This window comes from Acinetobacter sp. V102_4, assembly GCF_031799005.1.
Lineage (GTDB): Bacteria > Pseudomonadota > Gammaproteobacteria > Pseudomonadales > Moraxellaceae > Acinetobacter > Acinetobacter calcoaceticus.
This window is the reverse complement of sequence record NZ_JAVQNR010000031.1, coordinates 39648-55723: the sequence shown is the minus strand read 5'-3', so window position 1 is coordinate 55723 and position 16076 is coordinate 39648. Positions and strand designations below refer to the sequence as shown.

Below are 16076 nucleotides of genomic sequence, written 5' to 3'. Positions count from 1 at the left end.
TTTCAAGAAAAGAACAGACTAATTTAAAACATATCTTCAGTCAGAATAACAAGTGACGGGTAAAAAATTATGGCAATTCAAAGACCAACTATCGGCGATTTAAAACAGATTGCAAACAACCTGCACATGCAGTTGACTGACGCAGAAGCTGAGGAATATCTAAGTGTTATGCAGGCTAATTTTGATGCATACGATTTGATTGATGAACTGGCTGATGAAATTCCAGAAGTTCACTACCCACGTACTGAACCTTATCGTCCTGACCTAACCGAAAATCATCTCAATGCATGGTATTACAAAACTGAAGTTAAAGGTGCCCCCACTGGAAAACTTGCAGGAAAAACAGTTGCTCTGAAAGATAATGTCTCACTTGCTCAAGTTCCAATGATGAATGGTTCATCTACCTTGGAAGGTTTCATACCCGATTATGATGCCACTGTAGTGACTCGTATGCTTGATGAAGGTGCTACGATTTTAGGTAAAGCGACTTGTGAACATTTCTGTTTATCAGGTGGCAGCCACACCTCAGACCCGGCCCCAGTACATAATCCATATCGTCACGGCTATTGTGCAGGTGGTTCATCATCTGGCAGTGCTGCACTTGTTTCAAACGGCGATGTCGATTTAGCAATCGCTTGCGATCAAGGCGGTTCAATCCGTATTCCGGCTGCTTTTTGTGGTGTTTATGGGATGAAACCCACCCATGGATTGGTTCCTTATAGCGGGATTATGCCTATTGAAAATACTATTGATCATGCAGGGCCAATAAGCCGTTCGGTTCAAGATAATGCACTACTGCTTGAAGTCATCGCAGGCATCGATGGGCTGGATCCACGTCAATATGCTGTTCACGTTGAAAACTACACAAGTTATTTAGATCGCGGTGTGAAGGGTTTAAAAATCGGTATTGTTAAGGAAGGCTTTGCTCTACCCAACATGGACTTAAGAGTGGCAGAAAAAGTTCGCCAAGCCGCAGCGGAGTTTGAAAAACTCGGTGCAATTGTTGAAGAAATCTCTTTGCCTGAACATCAACTCGCAGGTGCATTATGGACACCGATAGGCTGTGAAGGCCTGACTGCACAAATGATGCATGGGAATGGCATGGGCTTCAATTGGGAAGGCTTATACGATGTCAAACTACTCGATAAACACAAAGACTGGCGCCAAAAAGCCGATCAGCTTTCTCCAACATTAAAAGTCTGTATGTTTGTGGGCGAATACGGCATTCGAAACTATTCAGGTCGTTACTACGCTAAAGCACAAAATATTGTACGACGTGCCCGTGCAGGTTATGACCAAAAATTGGCTGAATACGATCTTCTATTAATGCCAACTCTACCTATTGTTGCCCAACCTCTGCCTGACTCAGATTGTTCATTAACTGAATATATTACCCGTGCCTTTGAAATGATTGGAAATACAGCACCACAAGATATTACAGGCCATCCAGCGATGAGTGTGCCATGTGGGCTCGTAGATGATTTACCTGTTGGCATGATGCTCATCGGACGTCATTTTAACGAAGGCACTATTTATCAAGCAGCCGCAGCTTTTGAAGCAGCCGTTGATTGGAAAACTTTTTAAGCAAAATCAAAACGTTCATTCAATCAAACCATTTCTTCATGAATATGGTTCGTTGAAACTCATCTCTACCAAGGAGTATTACACGTGAGTACATCTGTTTCTAAAACATCAAACTCCACCCCAGGCGAGAGAGCATGGGCATTGCACAAAGTGCTTAGCAATAAAGGATTAATACCAGAAGGATTTATCGAAGGTTTAACCGATCTGCTTGCCAATAAATTTGATCCGGCTAACGGCGCTCATGTAGTGGCTAAAGCGTGGACTGACCCAGCCTATCGTGAGCTGTTATTAAGTAATGGCACAGCTGCATGTGAAATGTTTGGTTATACCGGCCCGCAGGGTGAATATATTGTTGCCCTTGAAGATACACCAACAATCAAAAATGTAATTGTTTGCAGCCTTTGTTCTTGCACTAACTGGCCCGTTTTGGGCTTACCACCAGAATGGTACAAGAGCTTTGAATTTCGGGCACGATTAGTGCGTGAAGGCCGAACGGTACTAAAAGAGCTGGGCACAGAATTACCCGAAGATATCAAAATCAAAGTATGGGATACCTCTGCCGAAACACGTTATCTGGTATTACCAATGCGCCCCGAAGGAACTGAGCATATGACTGAAGAAGAACTTCGAAAGCTCATCACCAAGGACGTACTTATTGGTGTTGCATTGCCAAAATTGCCTTAGTTTTTAGTAACGCTTTATCAACTATATAGTGGAGTAATGATAATGGATGGTTTTCATGATTTAGGTGGTATGCAAGGTTTTGGCTCAATTGATCACCAAATAAATAGCAAGAGTTACAAACCTGTATTTAAAAAAGACTGGGAGCACCTCGCCTACACATTAATGTTTTTAGGTGCAGGACATCTCAATAAATTTAATATTGATCAGATTCGTCATGCTGTAGAGCGTATTGGTTTACGGCAACATGTTGGAACTGAATATTACGAGCGTTATGTGATTGCAACAGCAACTTTGCTTACAGAGACTGGTGTGATTACGCAAGAAGAACTAGATGACGCTCTAGGTTCTCATTTTCAACTCGCTAGCCCAAATCATTCAAATGGCCGCGCTGCAATTTCAGGACGTCCACCATTTGAAGTTGGAGACCGAGTTACTGTTCGTGATGAATATATTTCTGGTCATATTCGTGTACCTGCCTATGTAAGAGGAAAAACAGGTGTTGTCCTTCACCGCACCACAGAAAAATGGCCATTTCCAGATGCTGCGGGTCATGGTCATTCTGATGCATTACCCCAACCAACGTATCATGTGGAATTTTCAACACAAGAATTATGGGGAGATGCAGGTCTTGAAGGTTCTGTAGTCGTTGATTTATTTGAGAGCTATTTAGATAAAGCTCAGACCTCTTAACCTGATTTTCTATATTAACTATCACGAACTATGAGGTCATGCATGACAGCAATATCATTAAAATCAGAATTTGAACTTAATTCCTCTCGTATTCCTGTGACGGTTTTATCTGGCTTTTTAGGTTCAGGCAAAACCACCCTACTGAACTATATTCTGAATCATCAGCAGAATATGAAAGTAGCAGTAATCGTCAATGATATGAGTGAAATTAATATTGATGTTGAAGATGTGCGCCGTCATGTAGATCTCAGTCGTGGTACTGATGAATTAATTGAAATGAGCAACGGATGTATCTGTTGCACCTTAAGGGCCGATTTACTCGAACAAATTAGTACAATCGCGCGCAAGTCACAGTTTGACTATATTTTAATAGAATCAACGGGTATTTCAGAGCCCATGCCTGTTGCCGAAACATTTGCTTTTCTTGATCAAAATGGTTTTAGCTTAAGTGAGCTGGCCCGTTTAGATACGCTGGTCACTGTAGTAAATGGCGAAAACTTTGCTCAAATGATTCAATCCAATGACAAAGTAGAAACAGCTCATCAAGAAGAAGAGTTGTCGACAACACGCCCTTTATCGGATCTTTTGATCGAACAAGTGGAATACGCTAATGTTATTTTAGTCAGTCGTGTTGATGTGATTGGACAAGAACAATTTTATCAATTGCGATCATTACTCACTGAGCTGAACCCAGCAGCAGAAATTTTTCCCATATCTTTTGGTGAAATTGATCTCGAAAAAATTCTAAATACTCATAAATTCAATTTGCCTGATTTGGTGAAATCCCCAGGATGGATGAAACAGATGGATCCGAATGAGGAGATTCATTCTGAATCTGAAAATTATGGTATTTCTTCATGGGTATATCATGAGCGTCTTCCCTTTCATCCCCAACGTTTTCAGAGCTTTTTACAGCAAGCATGGAATAATGGTGCTTTATTACGTTGTAAAGGCTACATCTGGTTTGCCAATAGTTATCAGGATATTGCGATGCTCGTGCAAACAGGAAATCAATTTGCATGGGAATATGTAGGCAAATGGTGGAATTTTATTAATCAGGCTGACTGGCCTCAGGATGCTTATCGTCGTAATAGTATTTTTGAAAAATGGGATGAACGTACAGGCGACTGTCGACAGGAAATTGTTTTTATCGGTCAAAATATTGACTGGGAACAACTTCAACAACAGTTAGATCAATGTTTATTAACATTAGATGAAATCGAAGACGGACCTGACGTTTGGACAGCTTATTGATGTTTATCAACCCACTTTTTTTAGAATTGGGTTGATTTTCATAAGATCAAATCTAGGACCTAATAGTTAAAAATTTTTATATAAATAATTTAATTTCACAGTTAGTTCACCCTATTTAAGTACCGATTTTAACTAAAAGGACAACTATCAAGTTTAAGTGATAAATAATGCTTTTTTATTCATAAATATAAACTCATCTTTGCATATATCCATTCCACTTTTTCATATTTTTATTAATCATAAATTTTCACTAAGATCGAGTAAATTTCGAAAATTACTGGAAATATAATGTTGTTTGCAACACATTTTCACTTTAAAAATGCGGTCTTATCATTAGGGGTTCTCAGCTTTGCACTTTTAACGGGTTGTGGAAATAATTCACAGCAAAATAATGAAACTAAGGTAGAAGCTTCTCAAACTGCACCTGCTGCTGAACTTCCTAAAGAAGTACGTTTTGCTTGGGGTGGTGGTCCACGAGTTTGGGTTCTTGGTAAAGCTGATGGAGATTTTGAAAAAGCTTTAGGTACAAAAATTAAGTGGGTCGAATTTGCTTCGGGTGCGGATGTAATTAATTACTTCGCCGCAAATGAAATTGATATTGCTCGTTTTGGTTCAAGTCCGGCTGTTGCAGGCATCACTCGCGGATTACCAATTGAAATCATTGGTTTGGAAGGTCTAATTTCTGGTGCAGAACGTTTAATCGTCCGTCCTGACATTAAAAACCTGCAAGATCTGGTAGGTAAAAAAGTTGCCTTCCCCGCAAACTCCACTGCGCAATATGCTTTAGAACAGGCCCTTGCATTAAATAAAATTGATAAATCAAAAATCAAATTAATCCCACTTAAGCCTGCTGAAATTGTTTCTGCATGGACACGTGGTGATATTGATGCAGCCTATGTTTGGGGACCATTTACTCAGCAGCTAGAAAAAGAAGGCGGTAAAGAAATTTATCGTACAACGACGCTAAATGAAAAAGGCATTTTGGTTTACAACAACTTTGCTGTCCGCAAAGAGTTTGCAGAAAAACACCCTGATCTTGTAATTAAATTCCTGAAAGCTTACCAAGAACAAGTTGATGAATATAAACAAGATCCTAAAGCTGCTTCCCAAAAAATTTCTAAATATTTAAGCCTTCCATATGATCAAGTCGAAACCACACTTGCTGGTATTGAGTACATTCCTCTGAAAGATCAAGCCTCTGAAAAATATTTAGGTGCGACACCAAACGATGAAAACTCTGGCTTAGCTAAAGCAACTCAAGATATTGCTAAATTCTTAGTCAATATTGGCGAGTTGAAACAATCGGATGTTCCAAAGAGCTATGCGCCTAATATAAACAGTAAATACCTTATTGAAGCGACAAAATAAGGTTATGAGATGATTCAGTTGAACCCGTTTAAATTAAAAGTGATTAGTGCATTATCGCTAATCACTTTTGTGATTATTTGGCAGCTTGTGTGTACATTCAAACTTGTATCACCAATTTTGTTGCCCTCTCCGCTACAAATTATAGATACAGTTTTAGATTTATTTAAAAACGGTTACCGTGATGCTCCTTTTTACCAACACATTTTAGTAAGTACGGCGCGTGCATTCTTTGCATTCTTCGTTGCAATCATTATTGGTGTGCCTTTGGGATTATTAATGGGTCGTAGCCCTGTACTTAATGCCGTTTTAGATCCATTTGTACAATTCTTACGCCCTATTCCCAAAATTGCCCTCATTCCATTAGTTGTTGTGTGGCTAGGGATTGGTGAGGAATCTAAGTTTTTCCTTATTTTTATTGCGACTTTGCTTAGTGTCATTGTGGGTGCAACCGCAGCAAGCCAAAACGTTCCATATGGTTTGATTCAAGCAGCACAAACGATGGGCCTAAGAAAAACAGCAATCTTATTTCGTGTCATTTTACCCTCTTCGCTTCCTGAAATTTTCACCACCATTCGTTTATCTATTGGTATTGGTTGGACATCATTAATTGCAGCGGAAATGGTTGCAGCAACTTCTGGTTTAGGCTGGATGATTATTAATGCCGGCTCTTATTTGCGTACAGATGTTGTGATTGTCGGAATTATTTTACTTGGAACAATTGGCTTTATTTTAGATTGGCTCATTGTGAAAGCACAGCAAAAATGGGCCCCTTGGACAGGAAAAGCATAATGACTCAACCATTTATTGAGCTAAATAATGTTCAGAAAATATTTAAACAAAACAAAACGGAAAATACGGTCTTAGAAGATATTAATCTGAAAATTCCTGAAGGTCAGTTTGTTTGCTTACTTGGGCCTTCTGGCTGTGGTAAATCAACTATTTTGAACTTACTTGCTGGTTTTGAAAAACCAACTTTAGGTGACATTTATGTAGATGGTCAAACCATCTCAGCACCGGGCATTGACCGAGCTGTTGTATTTCAACAGGCTCAGTTATTTCCTTGGCTCACAGTAAAAGAAAATATTCAATTTCCACTTAAGCAATCAAAAGCTGAAGCTAAATATATTGCTGAGCAAACTGAATACTATTTAGAAAAAACGGGCTTGAAGAAATTCGAAAATCATCGAATTTGGCAAATCTCAGGTGGTATGAAGCAACGTGTTGCCCTTGCCCGTGCGTGGGTTATGAAGCCAAAGATTTTATTGATGGATGAGCCTTTTGGCGCTTTAGATGCTCAAACACGTATTTTGATGCAGGAAACACTGACTCAGCTTTGGCAAGATAATAAAACTACCGTTTTATTTGTTACTCACGATATTGATGAATCTCTACTTTTAGCAGATCGCATTATTTTAATGGCAGGCCATCCTGGGCGTATTGCTGAAGATATTCAAGTAAATTTACCTCGTGCCCGCAGCATTGAAAATATTGCGCCACAGCAAGAATTTATTGAAACCAAAAAACATATTTTAGAAATTATGCGCAAAGAAGTAAGTCGCATGATTGATTACATACACTAAAATTTTAGGACACTATTATGTTATTAAGTCATTTGCCGCGCGTTCAACTGGTTCATGCGCCTACTCCTCTAGAGTTTTTACCTAACTTAACTAAAGCGTTAAATGGTCCCCAGATTTACATCAAACGAGACGATGCTACAGGTCTGGCTACAAGCGGTAATAAAACCCGTAAATTAGAATTTTTAATTGGTGATGCACTTGCGAAAGGTGCAACACATGTAATCACTCAAGGTGCAACTCAATCTAACCATGTTCGCCAAACGATTGCAGCAGCAAACAAATTTGGTTTAAAGGCATCTGTTTTACTCGAACAACGCGTTAGTGACGGTACAGATGAATATTACAACAATGGAAACTTATTGCTCGACGAGATTTTAGGCGCAACATCAATTGAGGTTGTTCCGGGTGGCACAGACATGGTGGCGGCTTTAGAAGCCAAAGCAAAAGAATTAGAACTACAAGGTGAACGTCCGTACATTATTCCGGGCGGCGGCTCAAACGCTATTGGTGCTTTAGGTTATGTCTCAACAGCAATTGAATTAATTAACCAACTTAACCAGATTCAACTCGCTCCCACTCACCTTGTACATGCAACAGGTAGCACGGGTACTCAAGCTGGCCTTTTAGCGGGTATTGCGGCAACTCACTCAAACTTACCAGTACTCGGTATTAGCGTTCGTGCTGAAAAATCTAAACAAGAAGAAAATGTTTATAAACTTACTCGTGCAACTTTAGAATATCTTGGTTTAAGCGCAGATCTTATTGCTCGTGAAAAAGTAATTGCAAATAGTGACTATGTTGGCGATGGCTATGGTATTCCAACCGATAGCATGGTTGAGGCAGTCGAACTGCTTGCTCGAACTGAAGGTATTTTGCTTGACCCTGTTTACTCAGGTAAAGGTTTTGCAGGTTTAGTCGACCTCATTCATCAGGGTCATTTCACTAAAGATGACAAAGTGATCTTCCTTCATACAGGCGGTGCCGTAGGCTTATTCGGTTATCGTAAAACCTTCTCTAGCAAAGATGCATACCGTTTGTAAGATGACAGAATTTTCAGAACTCCCCACCCTTGGAATTTTGGGTGGTATGGGTCCGGGCGCTGCTGTTGATTTTCAACAGCGTCTGCTCGATGCAAGCCCTGCCACTAAAGATCAGGAACATATTCCAACAATCGCTTGGAATCATGGTGGTATTCCTGACCGACAACTTGCACTTAAAAACTTAGGTGAAAGCCCTTTAAATGCAATGATACATGGACTAAAAATTTTAGAGCGTAGTGGCGTTTCTAAAATCGCAATTCCATGTAATACCGCGCACTTCTGGCATTCTGACTTACAGCAACATACCCATATTGAAATCTTAAATATGGTTGAAATTACGGTGCAACAGATTTTAAGGAACTATCAATCTGGTGATAAGGTTGGAATATTGGCAACTAAAGGTGCCCTTTCTACTCAGTTGTATCAACTTGAGTTAAGCAAGCATAACATCCCTTTTGTCATTAATTCAGATGAAGAGATAGAACAGGAATTTATGCCAGCTGTTTATGCTGTAAAACGCAATGAATCGGCTAAAGCGGGTAGCGTTTTTCAAGAATTAAGCCAAAGACTCATAGATAAAGGTGCTGGTTCGATTATTTTAGCTTGTACAGAAATTCCGATTGGGTTACATGCAATCCAATCTCCAATTTTAGATGTGAGCTTTGATACCACACAAATTTTGGCGGATGCTTGTGTAAATTGGTTTTATCGAAATACGCAACTCTAAAATGATGTTCTCCAAATCTAAAAAGCTGAATAATTGGACGGAACCAAACATGGTATCGAATTAAATCAGCTTCGAGGTCTTAAAAGACTTTATTTATAAATTGCATGGTTTTTGACGTAATCCTTTATCTCAAGAACCATGTAATTTTTTCCTAATTTTCTAAATATTCTTAAGACTTTTTAAAATATTCTCGAGGTGTTACACCAAAAGCCTTTTTGAATGCATGGCTAAAATGTGAAAAATCAGTAAAACCATAATCTAAAGCTACTTCAGAAATGCTATTTATAACTTTTTATCTATTTCTGGAACTTCTAACGTAACTTTTACTCGATCTAGTACAACAGTTGTCTTGAACCACTCTACATTAGAATTATTGTGAAATAGCTCATCACAAATCTTTTGAAAACGACTCATACTCGGTACTAACAGCACCAACATAAAGTCTGCCTCACCAGTGACATAATAACATTGCTGAATTTCTGGCCCAGAAAAGCTTTTTTTAAGATCATCTAGATCAGTCGCATGAGTTTTATTTACTCGAATCTCGACCAGAATTGTAATCACTTGATTTAATTTATCAGGGTCTAAAACAGCAATATTTCCAATAATATAGCCATTTTCACCTAGCTTTTGGATTCGACGCTGCACTGAAGCGGTAGATAAATGAATAGCATCTGCTAATTCACGTAATGGGATATGGCAATCTTTTTGAAGAAGTTCAAGTAAAGCTAAATCAAATTTATCTAATGTCATCACAAACCATACGGTGAGAAATTTTCTCATTTATATTAAGAAATAAGAGCCTAATTATCAATCAACCTGAAATAAAATATCAATTAAAAGACTCTGCTATTAAATATCTATGCATACTCAATCGAATACGGCTCTTGGTATAACTCTCAATGTAATTGGCTCTATCCTATTTGCTTTAATGTTTGCCTATACATCTTTACTACACTCATTACAGGGTAACGAAATGTATGGTTGGCGTATATTGCTGACTTTTCCCTGTTTAACTCTTTTTATTATTTTGAAAGGAAATTGGCAACAAGTGCGTGATATATACACTCGTATATTTCTAGACCGCTTTTTCTTTTTAACTCGTATATTTTCTGCGTTTCTTATTGGATTACAACTTTGGTTATTCATGTGGGCCCCTACCAATGGTTACGGCCTCGATGTATCTCTTGGATATTTTTTAATGCCCATCATTATGGTAATTGTAGGGCGAATCGCATTTAAAGAAAGAATGTCGAGATTGCAAAAAATATCCTCTATTTTTGCCATCCTTGGAATTATTAACATGTTGGTGATATCAAAAACACTGACATGGCCAACTTTACTTATTTGTTTAGGTTATCCGATTTATTTTTGGTTAAGACAAAAGACTAATACTAATCATATTGGAGGGCTTTGGTTCGATATGATCCTGAGTTTACCTATTAGCCTATTCTTTATTTTTAACGGAAATATTGGCTCAAATGAATTGATGAGCAACCCTGATACCCTTTGGTTAATTTCAGGTCTTGGTTTGATCAGTGCTCTTGCTTTAGGCTTTCAATCTCTTTCAGCACCGCATCTAAATTTGACGCTTTTTGGGCTTCTTGTATATGTTGAACCAATACTATTATTAGTCGTATCTATATTACTTGGTGAAACCATTAAAACTGATGAATGGCCCACTTATATTGCGATATGGTTAGCAGTTTGTACTCTTATCATTGAAGGGGTAAATAGCATAAAGAAAAATACTTATGCTTAACTTTCGAAATTTATAGCTGTCTTTTTAAAAAGATTACGACCCAGTATCCAATATGCACGATGAATGGGCCTAAAGTGGTTGCAATTAATCGTGCAGGATATCGCTGAACTACTCAGACATTCTGGGATAGGTATTTACATCCATAGTTGATTAAAAAACAATCCAGCACCCTTTCCCGATCCATTGCCCCATCTGAACTTAAAAGCTGAATGATTACGGCATCAATTAAGCAATAGGCCATCTAGATAAGATGAGCTTATATTTATAATGAAATAGAAGTTAAAAAAATTATTATTTTCTTAACTTCTTAATTTTTTTGTCTATTTAAATTAAATAACTTTATGAATTAAAGAAAGAAACAGCTTCATCTATTAAATCTGCAACTTCAACTGGCTTGGAAGCTAATGAAGCATGGCTAGCATCTAAAGAAATAACTTTTTTTGCATTTAATCTAGAAGACATAAACTCTTGATTTTCTGGACTAATCATTCGATCCTGAGTAGAAATTTGATACCAAGAAGGTTTAGTTTTCCAAGCTGGTGATGAAATAGTATCGCCAAAGGTGCTTGCTAACGGAGCTTTTTGTGTTACTCCCATAACTAGACCTTCCTCTTTTGTTAAGTCTTGGCAGAAACTTTCATGAAATTTGTCTGCTTTAAGCCAAAGGTAACCATCACTATCTGGTGATAAATTAGGGGCAGCTACTGGCAGATGCTTTTGCGTAATCTCCCCTGGACTCTCATTTGTATCAGGAGCAAATGCTGCGATATAGACTAGACCAACTACATTTGGAAGGTTACCAGCTTCAGTAATAACAGCACCACCATAAGAGTGCCCAACTAAAATTACGTCACCATCAATCTGAGCTATCATTTTCTTTGTTCGTTCGACATCATCGGCTAGTGAAGTTAAAGGCAATTCAACTGCTTGTAATGAGGTAAAACCTCTATGGGAAAGCTCAATAATAACTTTACTCCAGTGAGCAGCGCCTCCCCAAAAGCCGTGTACTAATATAATTGTTGGTTTATTGCTCATGATTTACTCCTAGCTTTTGCTATGACATTGAAATCAATAAATTAAGTAGAAATATTGATACATGAAGTTTAGAGAATCTGATCAAATATCAAACTATAAAATCTTCGTAAAATGATTATTTGTTATAAAACTACTTTTAACAATTACTAAAACAGCATATTTTTTTGCAGAAACATTTTTTTGATGAGATGTAGTGAGATGGAAAATGAACAAGATTTAAATAAATTAACTGATATATTTTTTGATATTTATAAAAATGCAAGAATATCAGGACAAATTTATCAAGTTGAAAATTATAAAAATACAAATATTGTTTTTATGGATAATAATTTTTCGTATATTCATATATTTCAAGGAGGTAGCTTTAAAATTAAAAGTAATGAACAAAAAATAAATGAGATTGTACACGACGGGGATGTTATCGTTATTCCTTCGAGATTTAAGCATTCTATCGAAATTATAGAAGATAAAGCTGTAGAACCATCTGTTATTACATGTATTTTTCAATTAAACGGCGTATATGGACAAACAATCGCTGAAGGATTACCCAAATATATATTAGTTCCCTCGGGCCAAAATGGTAAAGTTGCTGAGTGGGTACCAATGACAGTAGCTGCAATAAAATTAGAACTTGATCAACCTTCTTTAGGTAGTCAGGTTATGCTTTCAAGTGTTATCGATTTGCTATTAGTATGGTCAATAAGATTCTGGCTAAATAAAGAAACACTAAACCATAAAAGTTGGATTTCAGCTTTGCAGAATCCTGCTATTAGCAAGGCGTTATTCTTAATGCATTCTAACCCTGCTAAAGAATGGACCGTAGAAATTCTTGCCAAAGAAACTAATCAATCTAAATCAAAGTTTTCAAAAAATTTCATAGAATTGGTAGGTACTACTCCAATTAATTACCTCAAACATTGGCGAATGAAGTTAGCCAATCAATATTTAATTGAAACGAATAAAAGTATTTCACAAATTGCTGATTTAGTTGGTTATTCTTCACCAGCTGCTTTTACCAGATCTTTTATTCAAACATTTGGTTATAGCCCAAGAAAATTTAGAGAAATGTCGGAAACTAAAGCTAAATAATAGAAAGGAAAATTTCTAACCTAAAATAATAAAACACTAAAAAGCTATGTCTTAATTTTTTACAATAGAGGTCAGAATTTAGTTTTGTCGAAAAATAGGAAATGCTAAAAACATATTTGTTTTATACCAGTCGTAGATTGATGTCACCTGCTTTTAGAATTGTTAAAGATACCTTGAGGGAAATATGAAAAAGTCCTCATTAGAGGACTTTGATTTATAAATTATCGATTTTTTAGACGGGAAAATTAATTAACGAACATAGAGTGGATCTTCTTCAACAAAAAATACTTCACCCGATGAAGGTAGAATCCATTGGTAGGTTCCATCTATTTTCTTCATTTTTTCTTTAAAAATATTATATACAGCTACAAGATCATGTTTTTCATCATATTCCCCCACATAGCCAAGTGCCTTTTCATCATGAAACTCTTTAAACATTTTATGCATTTTGACGGCTCTAAGTTCCATATCTTTTCTCCTTTTTATTATCACTACAATAATTATGATCTCTTTTTATTTTCAATACTAAAAAAAATGTACCAAAATATATCTTATAAAATATCAATCAAATATGTATTGGATTTTAATATTTATCAAACCTAAACTTTTCCATATCATATGGTATGTCTAACTTCACGCTCCACTGGCTTAATTCTTCACTCATTATAACGGCATCAACTTCAAAAGCATCTCGCTCACTAAAACCTTTTATTTTTAAAAAATTAACAAAACTAGAGGAGTTTATTTTATTAAGATATCCGACTCTTAAAGTATCTATATATACTGCGATTTTATTTGTTTCTTTTTCGAGGCAGATTACAGCATTTTTAAAGACCTTCACGCTACCACCATTTTGGTTACCGACTAAAGTTATCAATTCTTCTTGGTATAAAATTACAATTATTTCATGCTCAAAAAAGTTTTTGTTCTCTGTAAATATTTTCCCAGCTATTTTTAAGGTGCTTTCGGGGAGTTCTAAATTAACTTTAGAAAAAACCTTAAATAAAATATAAGCAAAAATAAATAAGATAAAAAGTATTATTATAAAATACATATTAAAATATTCCTCTTAATTTTATAAATTGGCAAAAAGAATAGTTATTCTTTCTACCAACCAATATTTTTAAGAAAAAATATAAATTTCTATATTATGATTTTTTCTCATTTTTATCATTTTGATTGACTTTTTCTACGTCATTTTGCTCAGGAGTTTTAGGTTCAAACTCTTTACCATCTTGTTGTTGCTGTTGTTGCTCTTTTGATTTGTCTTGATCGCTTTTAACTTGGTCCTGAGACATTAGAGTCTCTCCTATTTAATGGTGTGCAGATGATTATCTAGCACTTAGTTAACATAGTCCCTTTACCTTTATATAGATACAACGCAAGTGTATCTGAATGTGATACTGTTGTTTCTTGTCACAATATATATTTTAATCACCACACAGAATAAATACTTTAAACCTCTATGTTTTTTATTATTTTAAGTCTTATTAACTTTACACTCACACACCAAGCACGAATTTAACCCACAAAAACAATATCATAAAATTTCTATATTTTTGGATGCAGATGCAAATATCATATTTTTTACAGACTATATAAATAAAAATAAATTTAAAATATCTATTAATTTATATACCTGATTTAAATTTTACTATTTAAATCAATATATAAGATATTTTTTAAAAAATAATATCGATATTAAAGTATATAAAGGAACATATCTCTACATACCACTCCCATAACTACCGTAATGTAACTGAGTGAAAGGTATACTATCAAACTTCACTACTCTTATTAAGAAGCTTAAAATGTCTGATTTTAAAGACTTTTCAAAAAAAGCAACTCAGAACCAAAATGACTCCGATCCAAAACCAAATGAGGATAAAGTTGAAAAACCGGCCCAGCCATCTGAATCAGAAGATTCTTCACCAATTAAAAATAATGAAGAAAAAAATAAATAAAAAGATAAAATTTTAATTAATATGAAATAAGTCCATTTTTTGGGCTTCTTTCATATTAATTTTTTATAAAGAACATTCCAACTAGATTCCTTAAAAAATCAATTAATTTTTAAATTTACTTAAATCTTTTGAATTAAAATCTGGATCGACATGTGTTTGTATTAATAAAATAAGTTCTTCATTTACTTGTCGAATTAGCTGTGCTTGCAACCTATTATCTTCAAGCTCATCAATTAACCGAATAATGATATTCCTCAACCATTCACACTCTATTTCTTTCTCTGCATTTTTTTGGGCAAGATAATTTAAAAGTTTATCTTTTTCAATCAATTTATCTCCCATATAGACACCTACAATCCAAACTAAATTATTTTCTTTAGATTACAGGATAAAAGAATAGATTCATGAATAATTATGTATTTATAAATTTCAAAAATTAAATCTATAAAATATTTAAATTTTATTTTAATGAAGAGGATAGCTTCAAAATTCCACCCTCTTTTATAATAAATTATTTATTTTAATTTAGGTAACTAAAAGTTTCGTATTCAGTATTAATTCAGCTCTTTTTTGTGCTTCATAGAAGTCAAGTTCTTCACTTATCCAAAACGAATGAAGTTGCCCATCTAAATGAAAATACTCTTTATTATATTGAGAACCATGATCAGAATAATGGTTGTCTACTTTGAAATGAGTCTGATCATTCTTTCTTTTTTGACCATCAAGTATGCCGCCAATACAGATATCCATTTTAATGCCAATTATTAATCGAAATTGACTATAACACACATAGATCGGTTGCTCTAAAAAGAGTTGTTACCCGTAATTTTTCTACCATTTATCAATATATTATGGTTTTAGTGTATCTGCTTAAATTTACAGGTAATAAAAAAATAATTTGTATGTCTAGAATATTTAAATATGCAATATTAGTATTTAATTTTCCAAATTTCATATTAGTGAAAATAACCCTTCTTTGATTAGATAAATCTCTATATGCTGCAATGAATCACTTACAGAAAACTATTCTAATGGCCGAACAGACCCTGCTACAAGAGCTTAACTCGCGAATCGAATATTATCCTTCAAGAACGGACTATCCCCTACGCAGAATTTTAATAGGCTACCGTGCATACGCAAAATTAATGTTATGCTCCTCTTTCTCAGATGAGGTCATAAATTCTGCAATTGATCCAAATAAACGCAAATATAAAAAGTTAAAAATTAGAATTACTAAAGACGATAATCAACTTGATCTTGAATAAATCAATGAAATTGGCTTATTTATGAGTGTTTTAT

21 protein-coding genes and 1 pseudogene are annotated in these 16076 nt (G+C 35.4%); 13 read left to right on the top strand and 9 right to left on the bottom strand.

Annotated elements, in window-relative coordinates:
• Window positions 1-69 precede the first annotated feature (69 nt).
• The 9 genes from RMB13_RS02450 (at window position 70) to RMB13_RS02410 (ending at window position 8927) form a co-directional block, all read left to right on the top strand.
• Window positions 70-1584 (top strand): amidase, encoded by a 1515-nt coding sequence (locus RMB13_RS02450; protein WP_311084325.1) that lies wholly within the window; start codon window positions 70-72, stop codon window positions 1582-1584.
• Between the two features lie 84 nt (window positions 1585-1668).
• Window positions 1669-2268 (top strand): nitrile hydratase subunit alpha, encoded by a 600-nt coding sequence (gene nthA, locus RMB13_RS02445; RefSeq protein ID WP_017390305.1) that lies wholly within the window; start codon window positions 1669-1671, stop codon window positions 2266-2268.
• 42 nt (window positions 2269-2310) lie between these two features.
• A complete protein-coding gene (gene nthB, locus RMB13_RS02440) occupies window positions 2311-2958 on the top strand; it encodes a nitrile hydratase subunit beta (RefSeq protein WP_311075099.1) in 648 nt (215 codons plus the stop codon).
• A gap of 42 nt (window positions 2959-3000) precedes the next feature.
• Entirely contained in the window at window positions 3001-4212 is a 1212-nt protein-coding gene (locus tag RMB13_RS02435; protein ID WP_311084324.1) for a GTP-binding protein, read from the top strand.
• A 288-nt stretch (window positions 4213-4500) separates the two neighbouring features.
• Window positions 4501-5580, top strand: coding sequence for an ABC transporter substrate-binding protein (locus tag RMB13_RS02430; RefSeq protein ID WP_311084323.1), 1080 nt, complete (start codon window positions 4501-4503; stop codon window positions 5578-5580).
• A gap of 9 nt (window positions 5581-5589) precedes the next feature.
• Window positions 5590-6369, top strand: a complete 780-nt coding sequence (locus tag RMB13_RS02425; protein WP_045435751.1) for an ABC transporter permease — start codon at window positions 5590-5592, stop codon at window positions 6367-6369.
• Entirely contained in the window at window positions 6369-7160 is a 792-nt protein-coding gene (locus RMB13_RS02420) for an ABC transporter ATP-binding protein (RefSeq protein ID WP_045435758.1), read from the top strand. Before RMB13_RS02425 ends, RMB13_RS02420 begins: the two co-directional genes overlap by 1 nt.
• 17 nt (window positions 7161-7177) lie before the next feature.
• Entirely contained in the window at window positions 7178-8200 is a 1023-nt protein-coding gene (locus tag RMB13_RS02415) for a D-cysteine desulfhydrase (RefSeq protein ID WP_311084322.1), read from the top strand.
• 1 nt (window position 8201) lies between these two features.
• Window positions 8202-8927 (top strand): amino acid racemase, encoded by a 726-nt coding sequence (locus RMB13_RS02410; protein ID WP_311084321.1) that lies wholly within the window; start codon window positions 8202-8204, stop codon window positions 8925-8927.
• Between the two features lie 169 nt (window positions 8928-9096).
• Here the strand turns inward: RMB13_RS02410 and RMB13_RS02405 are convergent, their stop codons facing one another.
• Together RMB13_RS02405 and RMB13_RS02400 are read right to left on the bottom strand one after the other, a co-directional pair.
• Window positions 9097-9204, bottom strand: a complete 108-nt coding sequence (locus RMB13_RS02405; protein WP_249882037.1) for a helix-turn-helix domain-containing protein — start codon at window positions 9202-9204, stop codon at window positions 9097-9099.
• A gap of 5 nt (window positions 9205-9209) precedes the next feature.
• The gene (locus RMB13_RS02400; RefSeq protein ID WP_311084320.1) at window positions 9210-9680 is read right to left on the bottom strand and encodes an Lrp/AsnC family transcriptional regulator; all 471 of its coding nucleotides are present in this window, start codon (window positions 9678-9680) and stop codon (window positions 9210-9212) included.
• Window positions 9681-9789: 109 nt separating this feature from the next.
• On the opposite strand from RMB13_RS02400, the gene rarD reads away from it, so the two are divergent.
• Window positions 9790-10689 (top strand): EamA family transporter RarD, encoded by a 900-nt coding sequence (gene rarD / locus RMB13_RS02395; protein WP_311084319.1) that lies wholly within the window; start codon window positions 9790-9792, stop codon window positions 10687-10689.
• A 112-nt stretch (window positions 10690-10801) separates the two neighbouring features.
• Here rarD and RMB13_RS02390 read toward each other — a convergent pair.
• Both RMB13_RS02390 and RMB13_RS02385 read right to left on the bottom strand, forming a co-directional pair.
• Window positions 10802-10918, bottom strand: a pseudogene (locus RMB13_RS02390) (TetR family transcriptional regulator); the annotation flags it as partial.
• A 110-nt stretch (window positions 10919-11028) separates the two neighbouring features.
• Entirely contained in the window at window positions 11029-11724 is a 696-nt protein-coding gene (locus RMB13_RS02385) for an alpha/beta hydrolase (protein WP_311084318.1), read from the bottom strand.
• 198 nt (window positions 11725-11922) lie between these two features.
• Here RMB13_RS02385 and RMB13_RS02380 point away from each other — a divergent pair, with 198 nt between their 5' ends.
• Window positions 11923-12813 (top strand): AraC family transcriptional regulator, encoded by an 891-nt coding sequence (locus RMB13_RS02380; RefSeq protein ID WP_311084317.1) that lies wholly within the window; start codon window positions 11923-11925, stop codon window positions 12811-12813.
• A 249-nt stretch (window positions 12814-13062) separates the two neighbouring features.
• Here the strand turns inward: RMB13_RS02380 and RMB13_RS02375 are convergent, their stop codons facing one another.
• The 3 genes from RMB13_RS02375 to RMB13_RS02365 all read right to left on the bottom strand — a co-directional run bounded on the left by RMB13_RS02375 (window position 13063) and on the right by RMB13_RS02365 (window position 14111).
• Window positions 13063-13251 (bottom strand): hypothetical protein, encoded by a 189-nt coding sequence (locus RMB13_RS02375; protein WP_311084336.1) that lies wholly within the window; start codon window positions 13249-13251, stop codon window positions 13063-13065.
• A gap of 145 nt (window positions 13252-13396) precedes the next feature.
• Window positions 13397-13867: a hypothetical protein gene (locus RMB13_RS02370; protein ID WP_311084316.1), complete on the bottom strand. Its 471-nt coding sequence runs from the start codon at window positions 13865-13867 to the stop codon at window positions 13397-13399.
• A 94-nt stretch (window positions 13868-13961) separates the two neighbouring features.
• The gene (locus RMB13_RS02365) at window positions 13962-14111 is read right to left on the bottom strand and encodes a hypothetical protein (RefSeq protein ID WP_005041751.1); all 150 of its coding nucleotides are present in this window, start codon (window positions 14109-14111) and stop codon (window positions 13962-13964) included.
• A 513-nt stretch (window positions 14112-14624) separates the two neighbouring features.
• On the opposite strand from RMB13_RS02365, the gene RMB13_RS02360 reads away from it, so the two are divergent.
• Window positions 14625-14777 carry a hypothetical protein gene (locus RMB13_RS02360; RefSeq protein ID WP_003650910.1) on the top strand — a complete coding sequence of 51 codons (153 nt, stop codon included), beginning with the start codon at window positions 14625-14627 and terminating at the stop codon, window positions 14775-14777.
• A gap of 102 nt (window positions 14778-14879) precedes the next feature.
• Here the strand turns inward: RMB13_RS02360 and RMB13_RS02355 are convergent, their stop codons facing one another.
• Both RMB13_RS02355 and RMB13_RS02350 read right to left on the bottom strand, forming a co-directional pair.
• A complete protein-coding gene (locus RMB13_RS02355; protein WP_003650908.1) occupies window positions 14880-15119 on the bottom strand; it encodes a hypothetical protein in 240 nt (79 codons plus the stop codon).
• A 183-nt stretch (window positions 15120-15302) separates the two neighbouring features.
• Window positions 15303-15527, bottom strand: a complete 225-nt coding sequence (locus RMB13_RS02350; protein ID WP_056478911.1) for a hypothetical protein — start codon at window positions 15525-15527, stop codon at window positions 15303-15305.
• A gap of 281 nt (window positions 15528-15808) precedes the next feature.
• On the opposite strand from RMB13_RS02350, the gene RMB13_RS02345 reads away from it, so the two are divergent.
• Window positions 15809-16042, top strand: a complete 234-nt coding sequence (locus RMB13_RS02345; RefSeq protein ID WP_311084315.1) for a hypothetical protein — start codon at window positions 15809-15811, stop codon at window positions 16040-16042.
• Window positions 16043-16076 lie beyond the last annotated feature (34 nt).